The following is a 16,392-nucleotide window of genomic DNA, read 5'->3' as shown; positions in this document are numbered from 1 at the left end:
GCCCGGCGGACGACGTGGTCCCGAGCCGGCCCGCCATCGGACGTGACGAACAACGGACGACCGGCGCGTGATTCAGCCCGCGGGTTCACGGGTGCCGGTCGCACGGAGCCGTTCGGCGGGCAGCCGACGGGTGAACGGGAAGCCGGCCAGCGTGATGGCGGCGGCGGCCAGGAAGGCCGTCTTCAGCCCGCCGAGCTGTGCCTCGGCGTACTCCTCGACCAGGGTGTCCGTCTCGTCGGGCGGCAGCGACGCCTGCTCCGCCGCGGTCCGCACCTGGTCGGTGCTCACGAAGCTGACCCCGGCTTCGACGGCCACCCCGGTCTGCTGCCGTGCCGCGTCGGAGATCCTCGGGTCGTCCTCGATCCGGGTGGTGAAGGCCACCACGAGGGCACCGATCAGGATGGAGCCGATGAGGGCGGTCCCCAGGGAGGAGCCGAGGTTCTGGGCCGTGTACTGGAGGCCGCCGGCTTCGCTGCGCTCCGACTCGCCGACGCTCGACTGCACGACATTGCCGAGCTGTGAGGCGAGCAGCCCCATGCCGAGGCCGAGCACGCCCATGGCCAGCGCGAAGGAGAGATCGTCGATGCGGGGCTCGACGGTGGCGATGAGCCACAGGATCGCGAGGAACAGCACACCCAGCCCCGTCCGGACCACCGCGCGGGGACCGGCGACGCGCGCGAGCACGGAGCCGCTCATCGAGGCGATCAGCATGGTGACGGAGGCCGGCACCAGCCGCAGTCCGGTCTGGAACGCGTCGAACCCCTGGACCACCTGCAGATAGACCGGGATCGTGAAGAACAGTCCCAGCAGGACGAGGTTCTGGATGAGCAGCATGACCAGACCGGACCGCAGGGGGATGTTGCCGAAGAGGCCGAACCGCACCAGCGGCTCGCCGTTCCGAGCCTCGACACGGCGTTCCCACGCGCGGAAGAGGCCCAGCAGCACGGCGCCCGCCGCGATGACGAAGACCGTGGGCGAGAAGCCGAAGACGGTGAACGGCGCGTTGCGCGGCTGCAGCCAGCCCCAGGTGCTGCTCTGCAGGACGCCCAGGACCACGAACGCCAGGCCGGCGGCCGACAGGGCGGCGCCTACGGCGTCCAGCCGGGGCCGCGGACCGGTGTGCGGCTGGTCCGCGATCCAGCTGATGCAGCAGAGGATGGCGGCGACGAGCACGACCTCGGCGGCGAACACCAGTCGCCAGGTCAGGTACGTCGTCACCCATCCGCCGACCAGCGGGCCGACGGCGATGCCCGCTCCCGCCAGTCCGCCGATCACGCCGTACGCGAGCGCCCGGTCCCGTCCCCGGTACGTGCCCGCCACGAGGGCGGCGAGGGCGGGCAGGACGAGAGCGGCACCCAGGCCCTCGATCACGGACCACCCGAGTGCCAGCACCCACAGGGTCGGCGCCACCGAGGTGAGCAGGGAACCCGTGCCGTACACCAGCAGCCCCACGGCGAACGCACGGCGGCGCCCGAACATGTCGCCGAGCTTCCCGCCCGTGATCATGAACGCGGCCATGACCAGGGCGTAGAGCGTGATCACGGCCTGGATCGCGGTGACCTCGGTGTCGAAGTCCTCCACCAGCTGGGTGATCGACACGTTCATCACCGAGGTGTCGAGCACCATCAGGAACTGGGCGGTGCCGAGGACCATCAGTGCCCGCCAGTGCCTCAATGCCCGACCTCCACGGCTTCACTGCGCCCACGGAGTGAGCGGCGACCCGGCAAGCAGAATAGAGTCAATTGTCGGAAGAGTGCATTTCCCTGCATGCGAGTCGAGGGAGGCGCCATGACCGCAGCGCCCGATACCGCAACGCCGGGTGGACCCGCGGATCCCGGGGACGTTCTGCAGGATCTCGGACGCTCATGGCAATGGGCGCTCGGCTTCGCCCTCGCCACACTGGTTCCCGGCATCCTCGTCCTGGTCTGGCCGGACGAGACCCTGCACGTCCTGGCGGTCATCGTCGGTCTGCAACTGCTGGCCGTCGGTGTCTTCCGCTTCGTACGGGCGTTCTCGCACGAAGGACTCGGCGGGGGCAGCCGCATCCTGGAGGTCCTGATCGCCGTGGTGGCGGTCCTGGCGGGCGTGCTCTGTCTGCGCAATCCGCTGCAGACGATCGCCGTGCTCTCCCTCGTCGTCGGCGTCTTCTGGCTGCTGTCGGGTCTGCTCACCGCGTTCGTCGCCATCGCCGACCGGGGCCTCCGGCACCGGGGACTGGCCTTCGCCGGCGGCGCGCTCGGCGTCGTGGCCGGCATCGTGGTGCTCGCCTACCCGGTGGAGTCCGCGGTGGCGCTGGCCCGGCTGCTGGGGCTGTGGCTCGTGCTGCTGGGCCTGGTCGAGACGGCCACGGCGTTCGCGCTGCGCTCGGCGGAGCACCGGGCACAGCGTGACGCGGCGCGCCCGGGGTGAGTCGCGGGCCCGCACGGGGTCGTCGGCGTGCCGCCGTCGACGGCGGCACGCCCCCGTGGGTGTACGTCTCCGCCTCGTGCGTGGGTGTACGTCTCCGCCTCGTGGGTGTCCGTCACCGGTCGATCACGGTCTCCGTCACCGTCGCGTCGGCAGGCGCGAGGACCGCGTTCAGCACGACGGCGGCCACCGACTCCGGCCGCAGGAACGTGTCAGGCAGGTACTCCCGGCCCGCGAGCTCGGCCGCCCTGCGCTGCAGATCGGTGTCGGTCGGGCCCGGATGGACCGAGATCACCCGGACCCCGTGGGGCTTCTCCTCGCTCTGCAGCGAGTCCGCGAAGGCACGCAGCGCGTACTTGCTGGCGACGTAGGGACCGCGGTTCGCGGTGATCCGGAGCCCGGACCCCGCGTTGATCAGCACCACCTTCCCACGGCTGCGGCGCAGCGACGGCAGCAGCAGACGGGTGAGCTCCGCGACCGAGAAGAGATTGACCGCGAAGACCCGCTGCCACACGTCCGGCGGGGTGTCGGCGACGGGGCCGGGCTCGGCGACGGCGGCGTTGTGCACCAGCACGTCCAGCCGGTCCACCCCCGCAGCGGCCTCGGCGAGTCCGCCGGGGTGCGCCAGGTCGGCCGGCCAGGGGCGGGCGTGCCCCGGCAGCTCGCGTGCGAGCGCTTCCAGGGCACGGGCGTCCCGGCCGCCGAGGAGCACGTCATGGGTGGGCGCGAGCGCGCGGGAGATGGCCGCGCCGATACCGCGGGAGGCTCCGGTCACCAGCGCACGGGGGCGTGTCGTCGTCATGACGAGCTCCTTTGCGGAACGGGCCGGAAGGTGACCGGCAGGCTGGTCAGTCCGCGCATGAACCGGCTCTGTCCCCAGGCCAGTTCGGAAGGGTCGACCGCAAGGGCCAGCTCGTCGCAGCGATCCACCAGGGTGCGGAGCGCGATCGTGGCCTCGGCCCGGCCGAGCGGCGCGCCCAGGCAGTGGTGGATCCCGTGCCCGAAGCCGAGGTGCCCCCGGCTGTCGCGGAGGATGTCGAAGCGGTCGGGGTCGGTGAACCGGCCGGGATCCCGGTTGCCCGCGCCGTAGGACAGCAGCACGGCCTCCCCGCCGCCGGGGACGGTGACGCCCCCGATCCGGATGTCTCCGGTCGTGAACCGCAGGACGGGAGCCATCTTGATGGGACCGTTGAAGCGCAGCATCTCCTCGATCGCCTGCTCCATGAGGCCTGGCTCCCTCCGCAGCATCTCCAGCTGCTCGGGGTGCTCCAGCAGTGCCAGGACCCCGCTTCCGATGAGGTTCGCGGTCGTCTCGAACCCCGCCACCAGCAGCAGGAAGGACATGCTGATCAGCTCGTCCTCGTCATCGCCCGCCGCGAGCAGCCGGCCGAACAGGTCCCCGGAACCGGCGGCGGACTCCCTGCGGGCCCTCAGCAGCCCGGTGAGGCAGTCCCGCATCGCGGAGGCCGCCTGAGGCATGCGTCCGTGGCCGTCCTCGCTCATCTCCACGTAGACGGTCGCCAGTCGGGCGAAGGTGTCCCGTCCCTCGGCGGGCACCCCCAGGACCTCCGAAATGACCGTGAGGGGAAGGCGCTTGGCGAAGTCGGAGATGATGTCGCAGCGCCCCAGCGGGAGGAACGCGGCCATGAGGCCGTCGGTGATCTCCTGGATCCTCGGGGACAGGGCGTCGATACGGCCCGGGGTGAACTCCCCGGCCACCAGCGCACGCAGCCTCGTGTGGTCCGGGGGATCGCAGCGGAGCATGTTCCGCGTGACGGTGTACGTCTCGGTGGCGAACACCCAGGGCGCGGCCCGTGCGGCCCCGTTGGCGCGCCGGGGATCGTTGCTCAGCCGTGGATCCCTGCTCACCGCGCGGATGTCCGCGTGGCGGGTGACCAGCCATACGGGGACCCCGGCGAACGTCACCCGGCGTACGGGGCCCTCGGCCCGGAGCCGGGCGAGCAGCGCATACGGGGCGCTGACGAAGCCCGTCCGGTGCATGAGGTCGGCGCCGTCGTCCGGGGCCGCGTGTGCGGACGCCACGGGACACGTGACGGCGCTGGTGGTCTGATCGGCGTTCATGGGACCTCCCTGGGCGGCAGGATCGTCCGCGTCCCGTGGTTTCATCCGGCGGCGGGCAGGCCCAGCCGCACCGGCAACGCGTCGCAGTGGGGGTCGGCGGGATCCGCCCGGCAGGGACTCCACGCGCCCCACGAGTGGTAGATGCCGCCGTTCCGGCGCTCCAGGTAGCAGATCAGATTGACCGGCCAGCCGGTGCTGGCGAAGACGTAGGTGTCCATCCTCGTCGGGCGCTCGCTCAGCGGCGAACCGGCGCCCCCGGGCGAGTCGATGTTGTGCCAGTCGGGGTGGAGGTGCACGGAACCGAGCACGTCGAGCCCGCCGGCCTCCGCGTCCCTCATGATGCGCAGCAGGTCGGCCGAGTCGCACCAGTACCCGCGATGGGGGTTCTCGTAGGCCGCCCCGAAGCACGGGACGATGGACTCAGAGAACGTTCCCCGCGCCGCGCCGTCCGTCGCGCGGACGTTGCGGCCGAAGGCGACCCGCTCGATCCGCGCGGTGCCGTCCTGCATGTCGCCGACCAGCACGCCGAAACACGCGTAGGGCAGGCCGGGCGCGACCGTTCCGTAGACGCGTACCGCGGCGTCCAGGAACTCCGAGCAGGCGGCACTCTCCATGAACACATGGACCTCGTCCGCGTGTTCCCCCGCATCCGTGGCGATGCTCATCGTGACTCCCGTTCCGGGCGTCTGACGGGCACGGACGTGAACCCGCGCAGCCGCCCCTGACGTTGGACGGGGGACCCTGCCGGAAGAAGGCCCCGGACGCGCTGCCGGACCTGGCGCAGCAGCAACGACATCTCCAGGTACACCAGTTCGGCACCCAGACAGTGGTGCGCGCCTCCGCCGAAGCTCAGATGACGTGGTCCGCCGCGCCCCGGGCGGAACTCGTCGGGCCGGTGGAACACCCGGGGATCCCGGTTGGCGGCGCTGAGCGCCGCCCACACGTGCGCCCCGCGCGGCACGGACACCTCGCCGATGACGGCCGTTCTCACCGGGATCCTGGGGGCCGGGGTGAACTGCACGGGGGCGTCGTGGCGCAGCACCTCGTCGACGAACAGCCGGGCGGTGGCGGGCCGGTCCAGGAACGACGCCCGCCGGGGGTGGCGGGTCATCAGGACGATCCCGGTCTGGATCCCCGCGGCGATCTGCGGATAGCCGGCCACGACGAGTCCCGTGAGAATGCCGACGAGTTCGTCCACGGCCAGGGCGCCGGTCTCCCGGGCGTTCGCCCGGACCAGTTCGGACATCAGGTCGTCGCCCGGCCTGCGTCGCCGCCCCTCCGCCTCGGCCCGGAGGTAGGCGGTGAGCCGTCGCATCGCAGCCGCCCCGGCACCGTCGGTGTCCGGCAGCGGTCCGGACGTGGGGAAGATGTCGGCGACGAGCGCGGACACGAGGTCCCGGTCGCTCCGCGGCAGGCCCAGGAGATGCATGACCGTGTCACGGGGGAGGTCCTCGGCGACTCCGGCCAAGTCGGCCGCACTGCTGCGGAGGCGCTCCACGACGGGGTCGAGGAGCCGGTCGCAGTGGACGCCGATCCACGGCTGAAGACCGCGAACGTGCTCGACGAACAGCCGCGCCACCGCGGACCGCATCCGGGTGTGCCGGGGCGGGTTCTGCGCACTCATGACCCGGGACAGCACCGGCTCCGGCCGGTCCGGCCCGTCGGCGGAGGGCCCGGGGCCGCCGGGCGCCAGGAAGTACTCACGGTCGGCCAGGACACGACGGCAGTCGTCGTAGCGGGTCAGCAGGTACGCGCCGTTCCGCATCCGGTGCACCGGTGCCGTCTCGCGCAGCCGCTCGTAGACGGGGTAGGGGTCACCCGTGTGAAGGTCCCAGAGGGCGTCGGTGGAGCGGGCGGTTTCCATCGCATCAGCCCCTCGCGGTGATGGGTGGTCCGGACCCTTTCCGCTCCCACCCGGCAAGGGGGCCGGGCTCCGCGGAGGGCCGGTGTCCGGGGCAGCCGCACGTCCGATGCGTCCAGCGGTCCGGTCGGAGCTCATCCCGACGGCCTGGGCCTGCCCCTGACCATTGACCACTCCGAACGGGTGACGCGCGACCCGGGGCGACGGGGCGCTGCTCCGAACGGGTGAGTCGGGGCGGAGCGACGGGGAACGGTGGGGGATGTGCGATGGCGGGGAGGAGGTACGACGAACAGGGCGCGAGGCGCGAGGACATGGAGGCGGCACGACGAACCTGCCGTGGGGACACACGACCGAGGGCCGCCCGGCAGGGGCCGGGCGGCACCGGTCACGGCGTCATGACCGTCCCGCCCGCATGGGGGGACGGGCGGGGACGGGCGGGACGCTCAGGGCATCACCTGGGTCACGGGTACGGCCCGGGGCCCTACGACGGGCCGGCTCACCAAACGACGGCTTGGCTCACCACGACGGCCGGCTCACCGATAAGGCCTGGCTCACCACCACGGCCGTCGGGTCCGGACGTCGGACCCCCGGCCCGCGGGCCGCGGCGGGGGCGCCGGAGTGGCCGCCCAGGGAACCGTGGTCGGCTCCTCGGGCATGAGCATCTCGTCACCGTAGATGGCCTGCAGCCAGTTGGTCTGGTAGACGGTGTCGAGGTAGCGCTCGCCGAGGTCCGGGGCGATCGCCACCGCGGTGAGGTCGCGGGTGTCGTGCTGGGCCAGCCACTCCATGGCACCGCTCACCACCGTGCCGGTGGAGCCGCCGAACAGGAAGCCGTGCTTGGCCATGCGGTGGCAGGCCCTGATGGTGTCCGGCTCCTCGACGCGTATCACCTCGTCCACGTACGACTCGTCGAGCAGCGGTGGACGGATGCTCATGCCCAGGCCCGGGATCATCCGGCGTCCGGGCGGGCCGCCGAAGGTCACCGAGCCGACGCTGTCCAGCGCGACGATCCGCACGGGCCGGTGCCACTCCCGGAACCAGCGTGCGCAGCCCATCAGGGTCCCGGTGGTGCCGGCGCCGACGAACAGCACGTCGAGCCGCGGGAACCGCCGGGCGATCTCCGGAGCCGTCGTCTTGTAGTGAGACTTCCAGTTGCCCGGATTGGTGTACTGGCTGAGCCATACGTAGCGGTCGTCGGACGCGCACAGCGCCTGGACGTAGTCGATCCGCGCGGGGAGATAGCTGCCGTTGGCCTCCTGTCCGGAGATGATGTGCACCTGGCTGCCCAGGGCCTCCATCATCAGCCTGGTCGACAGGTTGCAGCGGGCGTCAGTCACGCAGAGGAACCGGTATCCCTTGCTTGCCGCGATCATGCTCAGCGCCACGCCGAGGTTCCCGGACGATGATTCGACCAGGATCGAGTCCGGCTTCAGGACTCCCTCCTGCTCGGCGCTCTCCACCATTTCGATTGCGGCCTTCAGTTTGATCGAGCCAGCGAAGTTGAAACCCTCGCACTTCAGGAAGAGCGGATACCCGAACATCGACCTCAGGTCGACGAACAGGTCCTCCTCGTTGAAGTCGTAGGGGACGGATATGACTGGCACGATGCCCTCCTCATCTGCAGCAGAGCACTGTCTGAACGTCCGTCCGACCGGGGATCCGGTGTCCGACGCAAGCCAGACGGGGAGGCTCTGCGTCAGCGGCCGCGGTGTCGTGCGCGCCAACCTGCGGCGACCTGACCGGTGTTCGTCTCTGGGATCAGTCCTGCGGGCGCCTCCTTGCCCTCGGGCCCGGGCGGGTGACGGGGTCTCGCGGGCGTTCCACCGCCCGGGTCATCCGTACCGGCGGAGTTCGTGGAAGAAGTCGTCGACGACCCGGAGTTCTCCGGACCGGGCCACCTCGTCGTAGACGTACTTGCCGACCGCGAGGTCGAGAACCCCGAGGCCGAACGGGGAGAACACCAGGGGCCGGTCCGCCGGAAGCGTCAGCCGCCCGGTGAGCACGTCGTCCAGCGTGCCGTCCAGGAAGTCCCGTCCGCCGGTCAGCTGCTCGGCCAGATGCGGCGAGGTGTCCGCCTTCAGGCAGTGCTCGACGTCGTCGACGACGTTCGCCGAGGCGAGCAGGATCTCCGGCGCGAGGTCGCGCAACGACACGTGCAGTACCAGCGGGTTGTGCGCGAACCACGACGGGTCGTGGACATGGGGCTCGCCCGCGATCGTGGCGAAGACGACGAGGTCGCTGTAGCGGATCAGTTCCTCGGCGCTGTCGTGCACGGTGATCCGGCCCGCGGTGCCGGACTGCTCCAGGTAGCAGCGGAAGCCGGCCGCGCTGTCGGCGGACACGTCGTGCACGCCGATCTCGTCGAACGACCAGCCGGTGGCGGTCAGGAAGGTGTGGATGTAGCGGGCGATCAGACCCACTCCGAAGAATCCGACGCGGGTCGGCCGCAGCCGGTCGCGGCTGAGCCGGTCGGCCGCCAGCGCCGCCGACGCGGCCGTCCTGGTGGCGCTGATGATCGAGGCCTCCATGCACGCGAACGGATAGCCGGTGTCGTGGTCGTTGAGGATCAGCACGGCCGAGGCCCTCGGGACGCCCGCCGCCACGTTCCCGGGGAAGCTGGAGATCCATTTCAGGCCGTCCACCCGCACCGACCCGCCGATCGACGCGGGCAGGGCGATGATCCGGGAGGAAGGGCGGTCCGGGAAGCGCAGGAAGTAGGACGGCGGGTTCACCGAGTCACCGGCCCCGTGCAGCCGGTAGGTTGCCTCTACCAGCTCGACGATCTGCTTCTCGCGCCCCTGCAGAGCGCGCTGCACCTGGGCGCCGGAGACCACCGCGAACGGCGGCACCGTGGCCTTCCCGGACTTCTCCGCGGCCGTCGTGACGGGAGGGAAGGGACTCATCGTGGCGTCACCTCCACGGTCGGCGCACAGTCCGTCAGGGACACCGCGTCGCCCAGCCCCACCAGCACCTCGCGGGGGCCCTCGAAGGGCTCCCTGCTGTGCGCGGTACGGATGTTGTCGACGAGCATCAGGTCGCCGGCCTGCCACGGTTCGCGTGCGGTGTGGGACTCGTAGACCTTGTTGAGCAACTGGACGACGTCCTCGCCGATCGGGTCGCCGTTGCCGAAGCGGGTGTTGAACGGCAGCCCGTCCGCGCCGTAGACGTCCACCAGGTACTCGCGCACCTCGGGGGCCATCGTCCACTCGTTCAGGAACGCGATCTGGTTGAACCAGCAGCGCCGGCCGGTGACCGGGTGGCGCACCACGGCACTGCGGCGCTGCCTGGTGCGCAGCCCGCCGTCGGACTGCCACTCGAACTCGATGGCGTTGGCGCGGCAGTAGTCCTCGACGGAGGCGCGGTCGTCGGTGCCGAAGGCCTCCGCGACGGACGCCCCGATCTCGTCGTTGTAACTACGGGTGAGCAGCCAGCCCTCCCGCTCGAACCGCTCGGTCAGCTCGGCGGGCAGCGCCTCCAGCACGGCCGAGGAGTCGGCCACCCCGGTCGCCCCGCCCTCGGTGGGCGCACCGAGGCACGCGAACAGCATCAGGCCGGGGAACTCCAGCCGGTAGCTCAGCTCGTGGTGCATGCACATCGGCTGGTTCTGCGGCCACTGCGACGAGGAGTAGACACCGCCGGAATGGCTCTGCCGCGCGGCGAAGGCCTCCTTCTCGGTCATCAGGCCCGTGGTCAGCCGCTGGAAGACGGCGCCGGTCTGCGCCACGTCGCGCAGCCCGAGGCCGCGGACCATGACGGACCCGTGCTCGGCGACGACGGCACGCAGGGCCTCCCGGTGTTCGGCCGCCCAGCTCGGCGCGTCGCCGGTGGTCCCGGCCCGGAGCACCGGCGGTTTGCCGGGGTGCAGCTCCGGGGCGGGGAATGACGCCGGGGATGAGGACGACATCTCGGTTTCCTTTCGGTTTGCCACTCAGGAAGAAGCCGGCAGTCGGGCGGCGTGCAGCACGGCCTCGGCCGTCCCGGCCGGGCGGGTGCGCAGGAAGTAGTGACCGCCGTCGGTCAGTTCGTGCAGGTCGACGTGCTCGGCCAGCAGCTGCCAGTCACGGTGCCGGTGCGGATGCCCCGCCGTGATCGGGTCGTCGGCCGCGACGACCACGGTGACCGGCGCGGACAGCTTCACCGCGGGCGGCGCGTCCAGGGCGTCGGCGAAGTAGCGGTGGGCCGACACGCAGTCGTGCCGGTACGCGGCGCCGATGTGCTCGGCATGCCGTGCGGACAGCTCACGGAGCTCGGTGTAGCCGCTGTCCCGGCCGAGCGCAGCGGCGATCTCGGCGTCGCTGCGCCCGTCCAGTTCCGCGACGGCTGCACGCCGGGACTCGGCGTCACCGAGCAGCTGCGCGCCGATGAAGACCCGCAGCACCTCCACCCCGCGTTCCTGCAGCCTGCGTGCCGTCTCCAGGGCCGGCGCGGCACCCGAGGAGTGCCCCCAGAGCATGACCCCGGGCAGGCCGAGCCGGATGATCTCGGCTACCACCTGGTCGGCCACCTGGTCGATCGACGCGAACGGCTCGCTCTGCGCGGCCACGTCGTGTCCGGGCAGTTCCACGGCGTGGACCGCCGGCCCGTGCTCCTGCAGCGCCTTTGCCATCGGCTGGAAGTTCACCGCGTTGCCGCCCGCGTAGGGGAAGCACACCATGGCCACGGCCTGCGTGCCGCCCGGACCGGACAGCGGCTGCAGCAGCTCGGGGGGACGCTCGGACCTGCCGTCGGCCCGGGACCTGCCGTCGACCAGTCCGGCGAGATCGCACAGGACGGGATGGCTGGTGACGTCCTTCAGGGACACCGCCCGGTCCAGGGCGATCGCCAGCTTCACCGCCGACAGCGACGTCCCGCCGCGGTCGAAGAAGTGGTCGTGCCGCCCGATCTGGTCCTTCGGCACGCCGAGTACTGCCGCCCAGGCGGCTGCAAGCCGGTGCTCGGTCGGTGTGCCCGGCGCGCGGTAGGCGTCCTCGGTCACGTCGAGTTGTGTGGCGAGTGCCCCGAGGGCCTTCTTGTCGATCTTGCTGTTGGCGGTCAGCGGCAGGCTCTCCCGCCAGTGGAACACCGAGGGGACCATGTACGCGGGCAGCGATCCGCCGAGCCGGGCCGGCAGCACCTCGGTGCCGATCGGCTGCGGTGCTGCGTAGAAGGCCACCAGGTGCTTGCTCTGGTCGGGGCGCTCGGCGACGACCACCGCGGCGTCGCGGACACCGGGCACCCGCAGCAGGGCGTTCTCGATCTCGCCGATCTCGATCCGGAAGCCCCGGATCTTGACCTGGGAGTCCCGGCGGCCGAGGAACTCCAGCTTGCCGTCGGGCAGCCAGCGGCCGTGGTCGCCGCTGCGGTAGAGCCGGTTGCCCTCGCGGTGCGGGTCCGCCATGAAGGCGAGCCGGGAGCGCTCCGGGTCGTTGACGTATCCCCGGCCGACGCAGACCCCGGAGAAGACGATCTCGCCGGGGGCGCCCAGTGGCACGGGTGCCAGGTGCTCGTCGACGACGTAGACGTGGACGTTGTTCACCGGGCGGCCGAGCGGGACCCGTTCCGTGTCCGGCGCCCGGTCCATGACCTCGTGGTTGGTGTCGTCCGAGGTCTCGGTCAGGCCGTACGCGTTGACCAGCCTCACCCCGGGCCCGGTGGTGAACCAGCGCTGCGCGAGCTCCGTCTTCAGCGCTTCGCCGGTGGCCGACACGCAGCGCAGGTCCGGCAGCGGACGGGGCTGCTGCTCCAGGCAGGACAGCACCACCTCGAGGTAGGACGGTACGACCTGGAGGACCGACACCCGGCCGTCGGCGATCCTGTCGAGGAACCGGGGGACGTCCAGGATCACGTCCTGCTCGACGAGCAGGGTCCGCCCGCCGACCAGGAGCGCGGAGACGAGCTGCCACAGCGAGATGTCGAAGCACTGCGGCGCCGTCTGGGCGACCACCTGCCCCTCGCCGATCTCCAGGTCGTCGATCTTCGCGTAGAGGTGGTTGAGCAGGCCCGCGTGCTCGCACATCGCGCCCTTGGGTTCGCCCGTGGAGCCGGACGTGAAGTACACGTAGGCGAGCTGGTCCGGCGCGACGTCGACACCGAGGTCGTGGTCGGCGTGGTCCTCGGCGCAGGCGGCGTCGATGTGGAGGGCCTGCACTTCGGGCAGCGAGGCGAGGGCCTCGTCGAGCGTGGCCGTGCTGTCCGCCTCGGTCAGGACGAGCCGGCATTCCGCCCGGGCGAGCGTGGCCGCGATACGCCCGGCCGGGAAGTGGGGCTCGACGGGCAGATAGACGCCTCCGGCTTTGAAGACGGCAAGGACCGCGGCCATCCAGTCCAGGTTGCGCTCGGTCACGACGGCGACGACGCCTTCCCGGCGCAGTCCCCGCGCCAGCAGGGCCCGCCCCAGCCGGTTCGCCCGGGCGTTGAGTTCCCGGTAGGTCCACTGCCGGTCTCCGTGGACCGCGGCGACGGCGTCCGGATGGGCCCTCACCCGCTCCTCGAACAGTTCGTGGAAGCGGCGGTCGGGCAGCTCCCGGCGCGGTCCGGCGAGCCCTTCGAGCTGGAACCGCAGCTCGTCGGCGGAGAGCAGGCTCTGCCGTCCGTGCCGGGCGTCCGGACCGGCGGCGATCAGTGCCAGTGCGGTGAGGTGGTAGCCGGAGATCCGACGGGCCGCGTCGGCGTCCAGTACCTCCGTGCGGTACCGCAGCCGCAGCACGAGCCGGCCGTCCCGAAGCGAGAATCCGACCCACAGGGCGGTGGCCTGCGGAAGTGCGTTGTCCTGGTCTGGTGCGGGGTCCCCGGCAGGGCCGCCGTTCACCCCGGTCGCGTCGAAGACGGCCTCGGGAGGCGGCCCGGCCGGGCAGTCCGGCTCCCGTCGGAGTTCGTCGAGCGGGAAGTCCTGGTGCGCGAGCAGTTCCGACTCGGCGCGGTGCGTGGCCGACAGCAACTGCCGCCAGGAGTCCGGTCCGGTCGTCAGCGGGCAGGGCAGTGGCGGGCCGCCCGCCACGGCGACGTAGCCGGTCGAGACGTCGGTCTCGCCGGACAGCGCGGAGAGCACCTTGGCGTGTGCGGCGAGCAGCACCGAACCGAGCGGCACCGCCATGGCCTCCGCCGTCCCGCGCAGCGCCTCCACGATGTCGTCGGGGACCGTCGCCTCCTGCTCGGCGACACCGGGACCGGGCGTGAGCGTCCAGCGCGGTACGGGCGTGAACCCTCCGGCCGCGAGCACGCCGCGCCAGTACTCCCGGCCGGCCTCCAGGGGCCCGGCCTGCACGTGCGTTGCCATGGGATCTCCACTCACCGTCGCCGCGCCGCGGGCTGATAGGGGGCGTCCTGCTTCTCCGTGGCGGGATTTCCGCCCCACCGGGCGTGGGAGGGGACCTCCTCGCCCTTCATCAGGAAGGAGTCGGCGGCGAGCACCGCGCCGTCGCCCATCGTGACGCCGTAATGGACATGGGCCCCGACGCCGAGCGTGCTGCCGGCGCCGATGGTGCTGTGGTCCGACTTGAAGGTGCCGTCCTCCTGCGAGTGGCACTGGACCTTGCTGCCCGCGTTGAGCGTGCAGTCGTCCCCGATGGTGGTGAGCGTCCGCTCCGTCACGTAGCAGCCGTCGTCGAAGACCCTGCGGCCGAGCCGTACGCCCAGCATCCGCCAGATCACATTCCGGAACGGGGTTCCGTTGAAGACGTTGAAGTACTCGTCGGGGACCTTCCAGAGGCGCTCGTGCCACCAGAAGTAGGGGTCGTAGATGGAGCACAACTGCGGCCGCAGCGGGCGGAAGGCGGCGATGCCGCGCTCCACCAGCGCGAAGTACGCGGCGGTGAAGGCGAGGCCGAGGGCCGGGTAGGCGGCGATCACGAGCAGCCCGAGGATGCCGTACAGGTCGAGTGTCGCGAAGGCCAGCACGGTGAGCGCGAAGAAGTGAAGCCAACGCACCACCAGGAAGAAGGCCATGCTGCGGATGTTGTAGCGGTTCTTCGCGGCGAGACGGCGGCGCAGCTCGCTTCCGGCCCGCAGATGGTCGAACCGGGTGTCGCGCTCCACCGACCGGGGGATCTCGAAGCACGGTGAGCCGAGCAGGCCCACCCCTTCGCGGACTTCGCCTTCCAGCGGGACCATCACCTTCGTCGCCAGCAGACAGTTGTCGCCCGTCCTGGCACCCGTGGGGAAGACGATGTTGTTGCCGAGGAAGTTGTGGGCTCCGATCGTCGCCCGGGACACCCGGAACGACGAGCTCGAGAATTCGGCGTTCACGACGGAGAGTCCGTCGGCGATCATCGTTCCGCTTCCGACGGTCGTCAGATACGGCGTCTCGTGCTGGACTTCCGTTCCGAAATTGGATCCGGTCTGCTCGACCCGCGACAAGTCGTATCCGAGGCCTCGCAGATAGTGGACGATGTAGGAGCTGTCCCCGAAGAGCCATTTGAAGAACTTGATGTTCGTCATACGTGAAATGGCCCGGTGCACCGAATAGTGGAATCCGTAGAGCGGATAGACCTTGTCCGGCTTGATCACCAGGTTCATCAGACGTGGAACGGTGAAGAGTGCTGCCATTCCCAGGACAACGAATCCGAAGAACAGGAGGAGGGAGAGGACGAGGCAGTCGGAGTAGAACTCCACCGAAGTGAGCGACGCCGCGTCCGGACCCAGCAGCACACCGACCGCCGGGACCTCCGTCAGCAGGATGTACGTGCCTCCGACGGTCGCCGGCACGTACAGCAGGAACAACTGGAGCAGCGTGGTCAGGCCGTAACCGAACCGGCGCATCGTGCCGCACGGCACTGGTGCGACCCGGAGGTAGTCGACCTCGGTCCGCTCCGCCGGGGATCCGTGCCACCGCTCGCCCGCCGGGACCGACTCGCCGCTCTGCAACGCCGAGCTGTGGCCCAGTTGCGCCCCGTCACCCATCGAGGTGTCGATGTCGAGTACGGTCTTCTCGCCGATCAGCACGTCCTTGCCGAGCGTGACCCGGCCGGTCTGGATGCGTCCGGCGTGTGCCCGGTAGCACGGCAGGAAGGAATCCTTGCGGATCACGGTCCCGGCCCCGATCGTGAGCAGGTCGGTGCACACCGGAACCGTGCGGCTGAGGATCGTGACCCCCTTGCCGATCCGCGCGCCGAGAGCCCGCAGGTACAGCACGTACAGCGGATTTCCGACCAGGAAGATCATGGGACTCGCGTGGATCAGCGCCTTGACCGTCCAGAAGCGCAGGTAGGCCAGGCTCCATACCGGGAACTCGCGGGTTTTCCACCGGCCGATGAGGATCCACTTCCCCACGATCGGGAAGGTGCACAGCACGACGAAACCGATCCCGCCGAACACGACCGACCGCAGGTAGATGTCGACCGCGTCCGAGCCGCCCTTGACCCAGTCGTAGCCTTCCGCGGCGATGACTCCGGCCAGGAACGAGTAGGCGAGGAATATCAGGAGCTGGAGGGCCCCGCACAGGGCGAACCGCGCCGAGCCGGAGGGCGTCACCACGTCCTCCGGAGCAGGGGCCGGAGTCACGGCAGGGGCGGCCGGAGCGTCCGCCAGCGCCGCCGCGAGGTCCCGGATCGTCGGGTGGCCGTAGATGTCCTTGATGGACACCGACGGCAGGTCGTCGCGCTTCCTGACCCGGGCGCAGAACTGCGCCATCACCAAGGAATTGGCACCGAGATCATCGAAGAAATGGCTGTCGACGGGTACATACTCGACACCCACGACGCCGGCCAGCACCTCGGCGAGACCACTCTCGGTGCCCGGCGTCGGGCCGGCGTATCCACGCTTGTCGAGTGCGGATCCGTCCGGCCCGGGCATCAAGACCTCGACAGATTTTTCTTCCATTCGAGCTCCCTGAGGAGAATTCGACCACCAACGGCCAGTCACTGCCGGCAACCGGTTTCCTCGCGCACTCGGCCGGAGCAATCCGTCCGGCGGCCATGAACTCATGAGTTCCTGCCCGGTCACAAACCGTGTCCTCAGTCTTCCCCTTACACCGCAAGGTTGCCACTCGAAGTCGATCGCATCCAGGCCGTCTCCGTACGGAAGGGCTTTCGGGCCCTTGATTCCGGCGATTTCGCGGTTTCGGACGG

Annotated in this window: 11 protein-coding genes; 1 reads left to right on the top strand and 10 read right to left on the bottom strand. The window is 70.7% G+C overall.

Annotation, left to right across the window (positions count from 1 at the left end; translation table 11 throughout):
* Positions 1-72 precede the first annotated feature (72 nt).
* A complete protein-coding gene (locus ACZ4Z5_RS31560; protein ID WP_468269384.1) occupies positions 73-1,674 on the bottom strand; it encodes an MFS transporter in 1,602 nt (533 codons plus the stop codon).
* Between the two features lie 114 nt (positions 1,675-1,788).
* Here ACZ4Z5_RS31560 and ACZ4Z5_RS31555 point away from each other — a divergent pair, with 114 nt between their 5' ends.
* Positions 1,789-2,409: an HdeD family acid-resistance protein gene (locus ACZ4Z5_RS31555; RefSeq protein ID WP_468269382.1), complete on the top strand. Its 621-nt coding sequence runs from the start codon at positions 1,789-1,791 to the stop codon at positions 2,407-2,409.
* A gap of 112 nt (positions 2,410-2,521) precedes the next feature.
* Here the strand turns inward: ACZ4Z5_RS31555 and ACZ4Z5_RS31550 are convergent, their stop codons facing one another.
* From ACZ4Z5_RS31550 to ACZ4Z5_RS31510, 9 genes are all read right to left on the bottom strand, one after another.
* Positions 2,522-3,208 carry an SDR family oxidoreductase gene (locus ACZ4Z5_RS31550; RefSeq protein ID WP_468269380.1) on the bottom strand — a complete coding sequence of 229 codons (687 nt, stop codon included), beginning with the start codon at positions 3,206-3,208 and terminating at the stop codon, positions 2,522-2,524.
* The gene (locus tag ACZ4Z5_RS31545; RefSeq protein ID WP_468269378.1) at positions 3,205-4,488 is read right to left on the bottom strand and encodes a cytochrome P450 family protein; all 1,284 of its coding nucleotides are present in this window, start codon (positions 4,486-4,488) and stop codon (positions 3,205-3,207) included. Before ACZ4Z5_RS31545 ends, ACZ4Z5_RS31550 begins: the two co-directional genes overlap by 4 nt.
* A gap of 41 nt (positions 4,489-4,529) precedes the next feature.
* The gene (locus ACZ4Z5_RS31540) at positions 4,530-5,153 is read right to left on the bottom strand and encodes a hypothetical protein (protein WP_468269376.1); all 624 of its coding nucleotides are present in this window, start codon (positions 5,151-5,153) and stop codon (positions 4,530-4,532) included.
* Positions 5,150-6,352, bottom strand: coding sequence for a cytochrome P450 (locus tag ACZ4Z5_RS31535; RefSeq protein WP_468269374.1), 1,203 nt, complete (start codon positions 6,350-6,352; stop codon positions 5,150-5,152). The genes ACZ4Z5_RS31540 and ACZ4Z5_RS31535 overlap by 4 nt, the downstream gene beginning before the upstream one ends.
* A gap of 548 nt (positions 6,353-6,900) precedes the next feature.
* Entirely contained in the window at positions 6,901-7,953 is a 1,053-nt protein-coding gene (gene sbnA, locus ACZ4Z5_RS31530; protein WP_468269372.1) for a 2,3-diaminopropionate biosynthesis protein SbnA, read from the bottom strand.
* A 228-nt stretch (positions 7,954-8,181) separates the two neighbouring features.
* On the bottom strand, positions 8,182-9,252 hold the full coding sequence (gene sbnB, locus ACZ4Z5_RS31525) for a 2,3-diaminopropionate biosynthesis protein SbnB (protein ID WP_468269370.1): 1,071 nt from the start codon (positions 9,250-9,252) through the stop codon (positions 8,182-8,184).
* The gene (locus ACZ4Z5_RS31520; RefSeq protein ID WP_468269368.1) at positions 9,249-10,253 is read right to left on the bottom strand and encodes a TauD/TfdA family dioxygenase; all 1,005 of its coding nucleotides are present in this window, start codon (positions 10,251-10,253) and stop codon (positions 9,249-9,251) included. Before ACZ4Z5_RS31520 ends, sbnB begins: the two co-directional genes overlap by 4 nt.
* A 24-nt stretch (positions 10,254-10,277) precedes the next feature.
* Positions 10,278-13,604 (bottom strand): non-ribosomal peptide synthetase, encoded by a 3,327-nt coding sequence (locus ACZ4Z5_RS31515; RefSeq protein ID WP_468269366.1) that lies wholly within the window; start codon positions 13,602-13,604, stop codon positions 10,278-10,280.
* 11 nt (positions 13,605-13,615) lie between these two features.
* On the bottom strand, positions 13,616-16,144 hold the full coding sequence (locus ACZ4Z5_RS31510; protein ID WP_468269364.1) for a Pls/PosA family non-ribosomal peptide synthetase: 2,529 nt from the start codon (positions 16,142-16,144) through the stop codon (positions 13,616-13,618).
* Positions 16,145-16,392: the final 248 nt, after the last annotated feature.

Source organism: Streptomyces sp. NPDC030222 (assembly GCF_055573115.1).
This window is presented reverse-complemented; position numbering and strand designations above follow the sequence as displayed.

What these genes read in the sequence shown, in the direction of transcription:
- ACZ4Z5_RS31555 (WP_468269382.1), top strand. Translation starts at nt 1,789, where the DNA reads ATGACCGCAGCGCCCGATACCGCAACGCCGGGTGGACCCGCGGATCCC.
- ACZ4Z5_RS31550 (WP_468269380.1), bottom strand. Translation starts at nt 3,208, where the DNA reads ATGACGACGACACGCCCCCGTGCGCTGGTGACCGGAGCCTCCCGCGGT.
- ACZ4Z5_RS31545 (WP_468269378.1), bottom strand. Translation starts at nt 4,488, where the DNA reads ATGAACGCCGATCAGACCACCAGCGCCGTCACGTGTCCCGTGGCGTCC.
- ACZ4Z5_RS31540 (WP_468269376.1), bottom strand. Translation starts at nt 5,153, where the DNA reads ATGAGCATCGCCACGGATGCGGGGGAACACGCGGACGAGGTCCATGTG.
- ACZ4Z5_RS31535 (WP_468269374.1), bottom strand. Translation starts at nt 6,352, where the DNA reads ATGGAAACCGCCCGCTCCACCGACGCCCTCTGGGACCTTCACACGGGT.
- sbnB (WP_468269370.1), bottom strand. Translation starts at nt 9,252, where the DNA reads ATGAGTCCCTTCCCTCCCGTCACGACGGCCGCGGAGAAGTCCGGGAAG.
- ACZ4Z5_RS31520 (WP_468269368.1), bottom strand. Translation starts at nt 10,253, where the DNA reads ATGTCGTCCTCATCCCCGGCGTCATTCCCCGCCCCGGAGCTGCACCCC.
- ACZ4Z5_RS31515 (WP_468269366.1), bottom strand. Translation starts at nt 13,604, where the DNA reads ATGGCAACGCACGTGCAGGCCGGGCCCCTGGAGGCCGGCCGGGAGTAC.
- ACZ4Z5_RS31510 (WP_468269364.1), bottom strand. Translation starts at nt 16,144, where the DNA reads ATGGAAGAAAAATCTGTCGAGGTCTTGATGCCCGGGCCGGACGGATCC.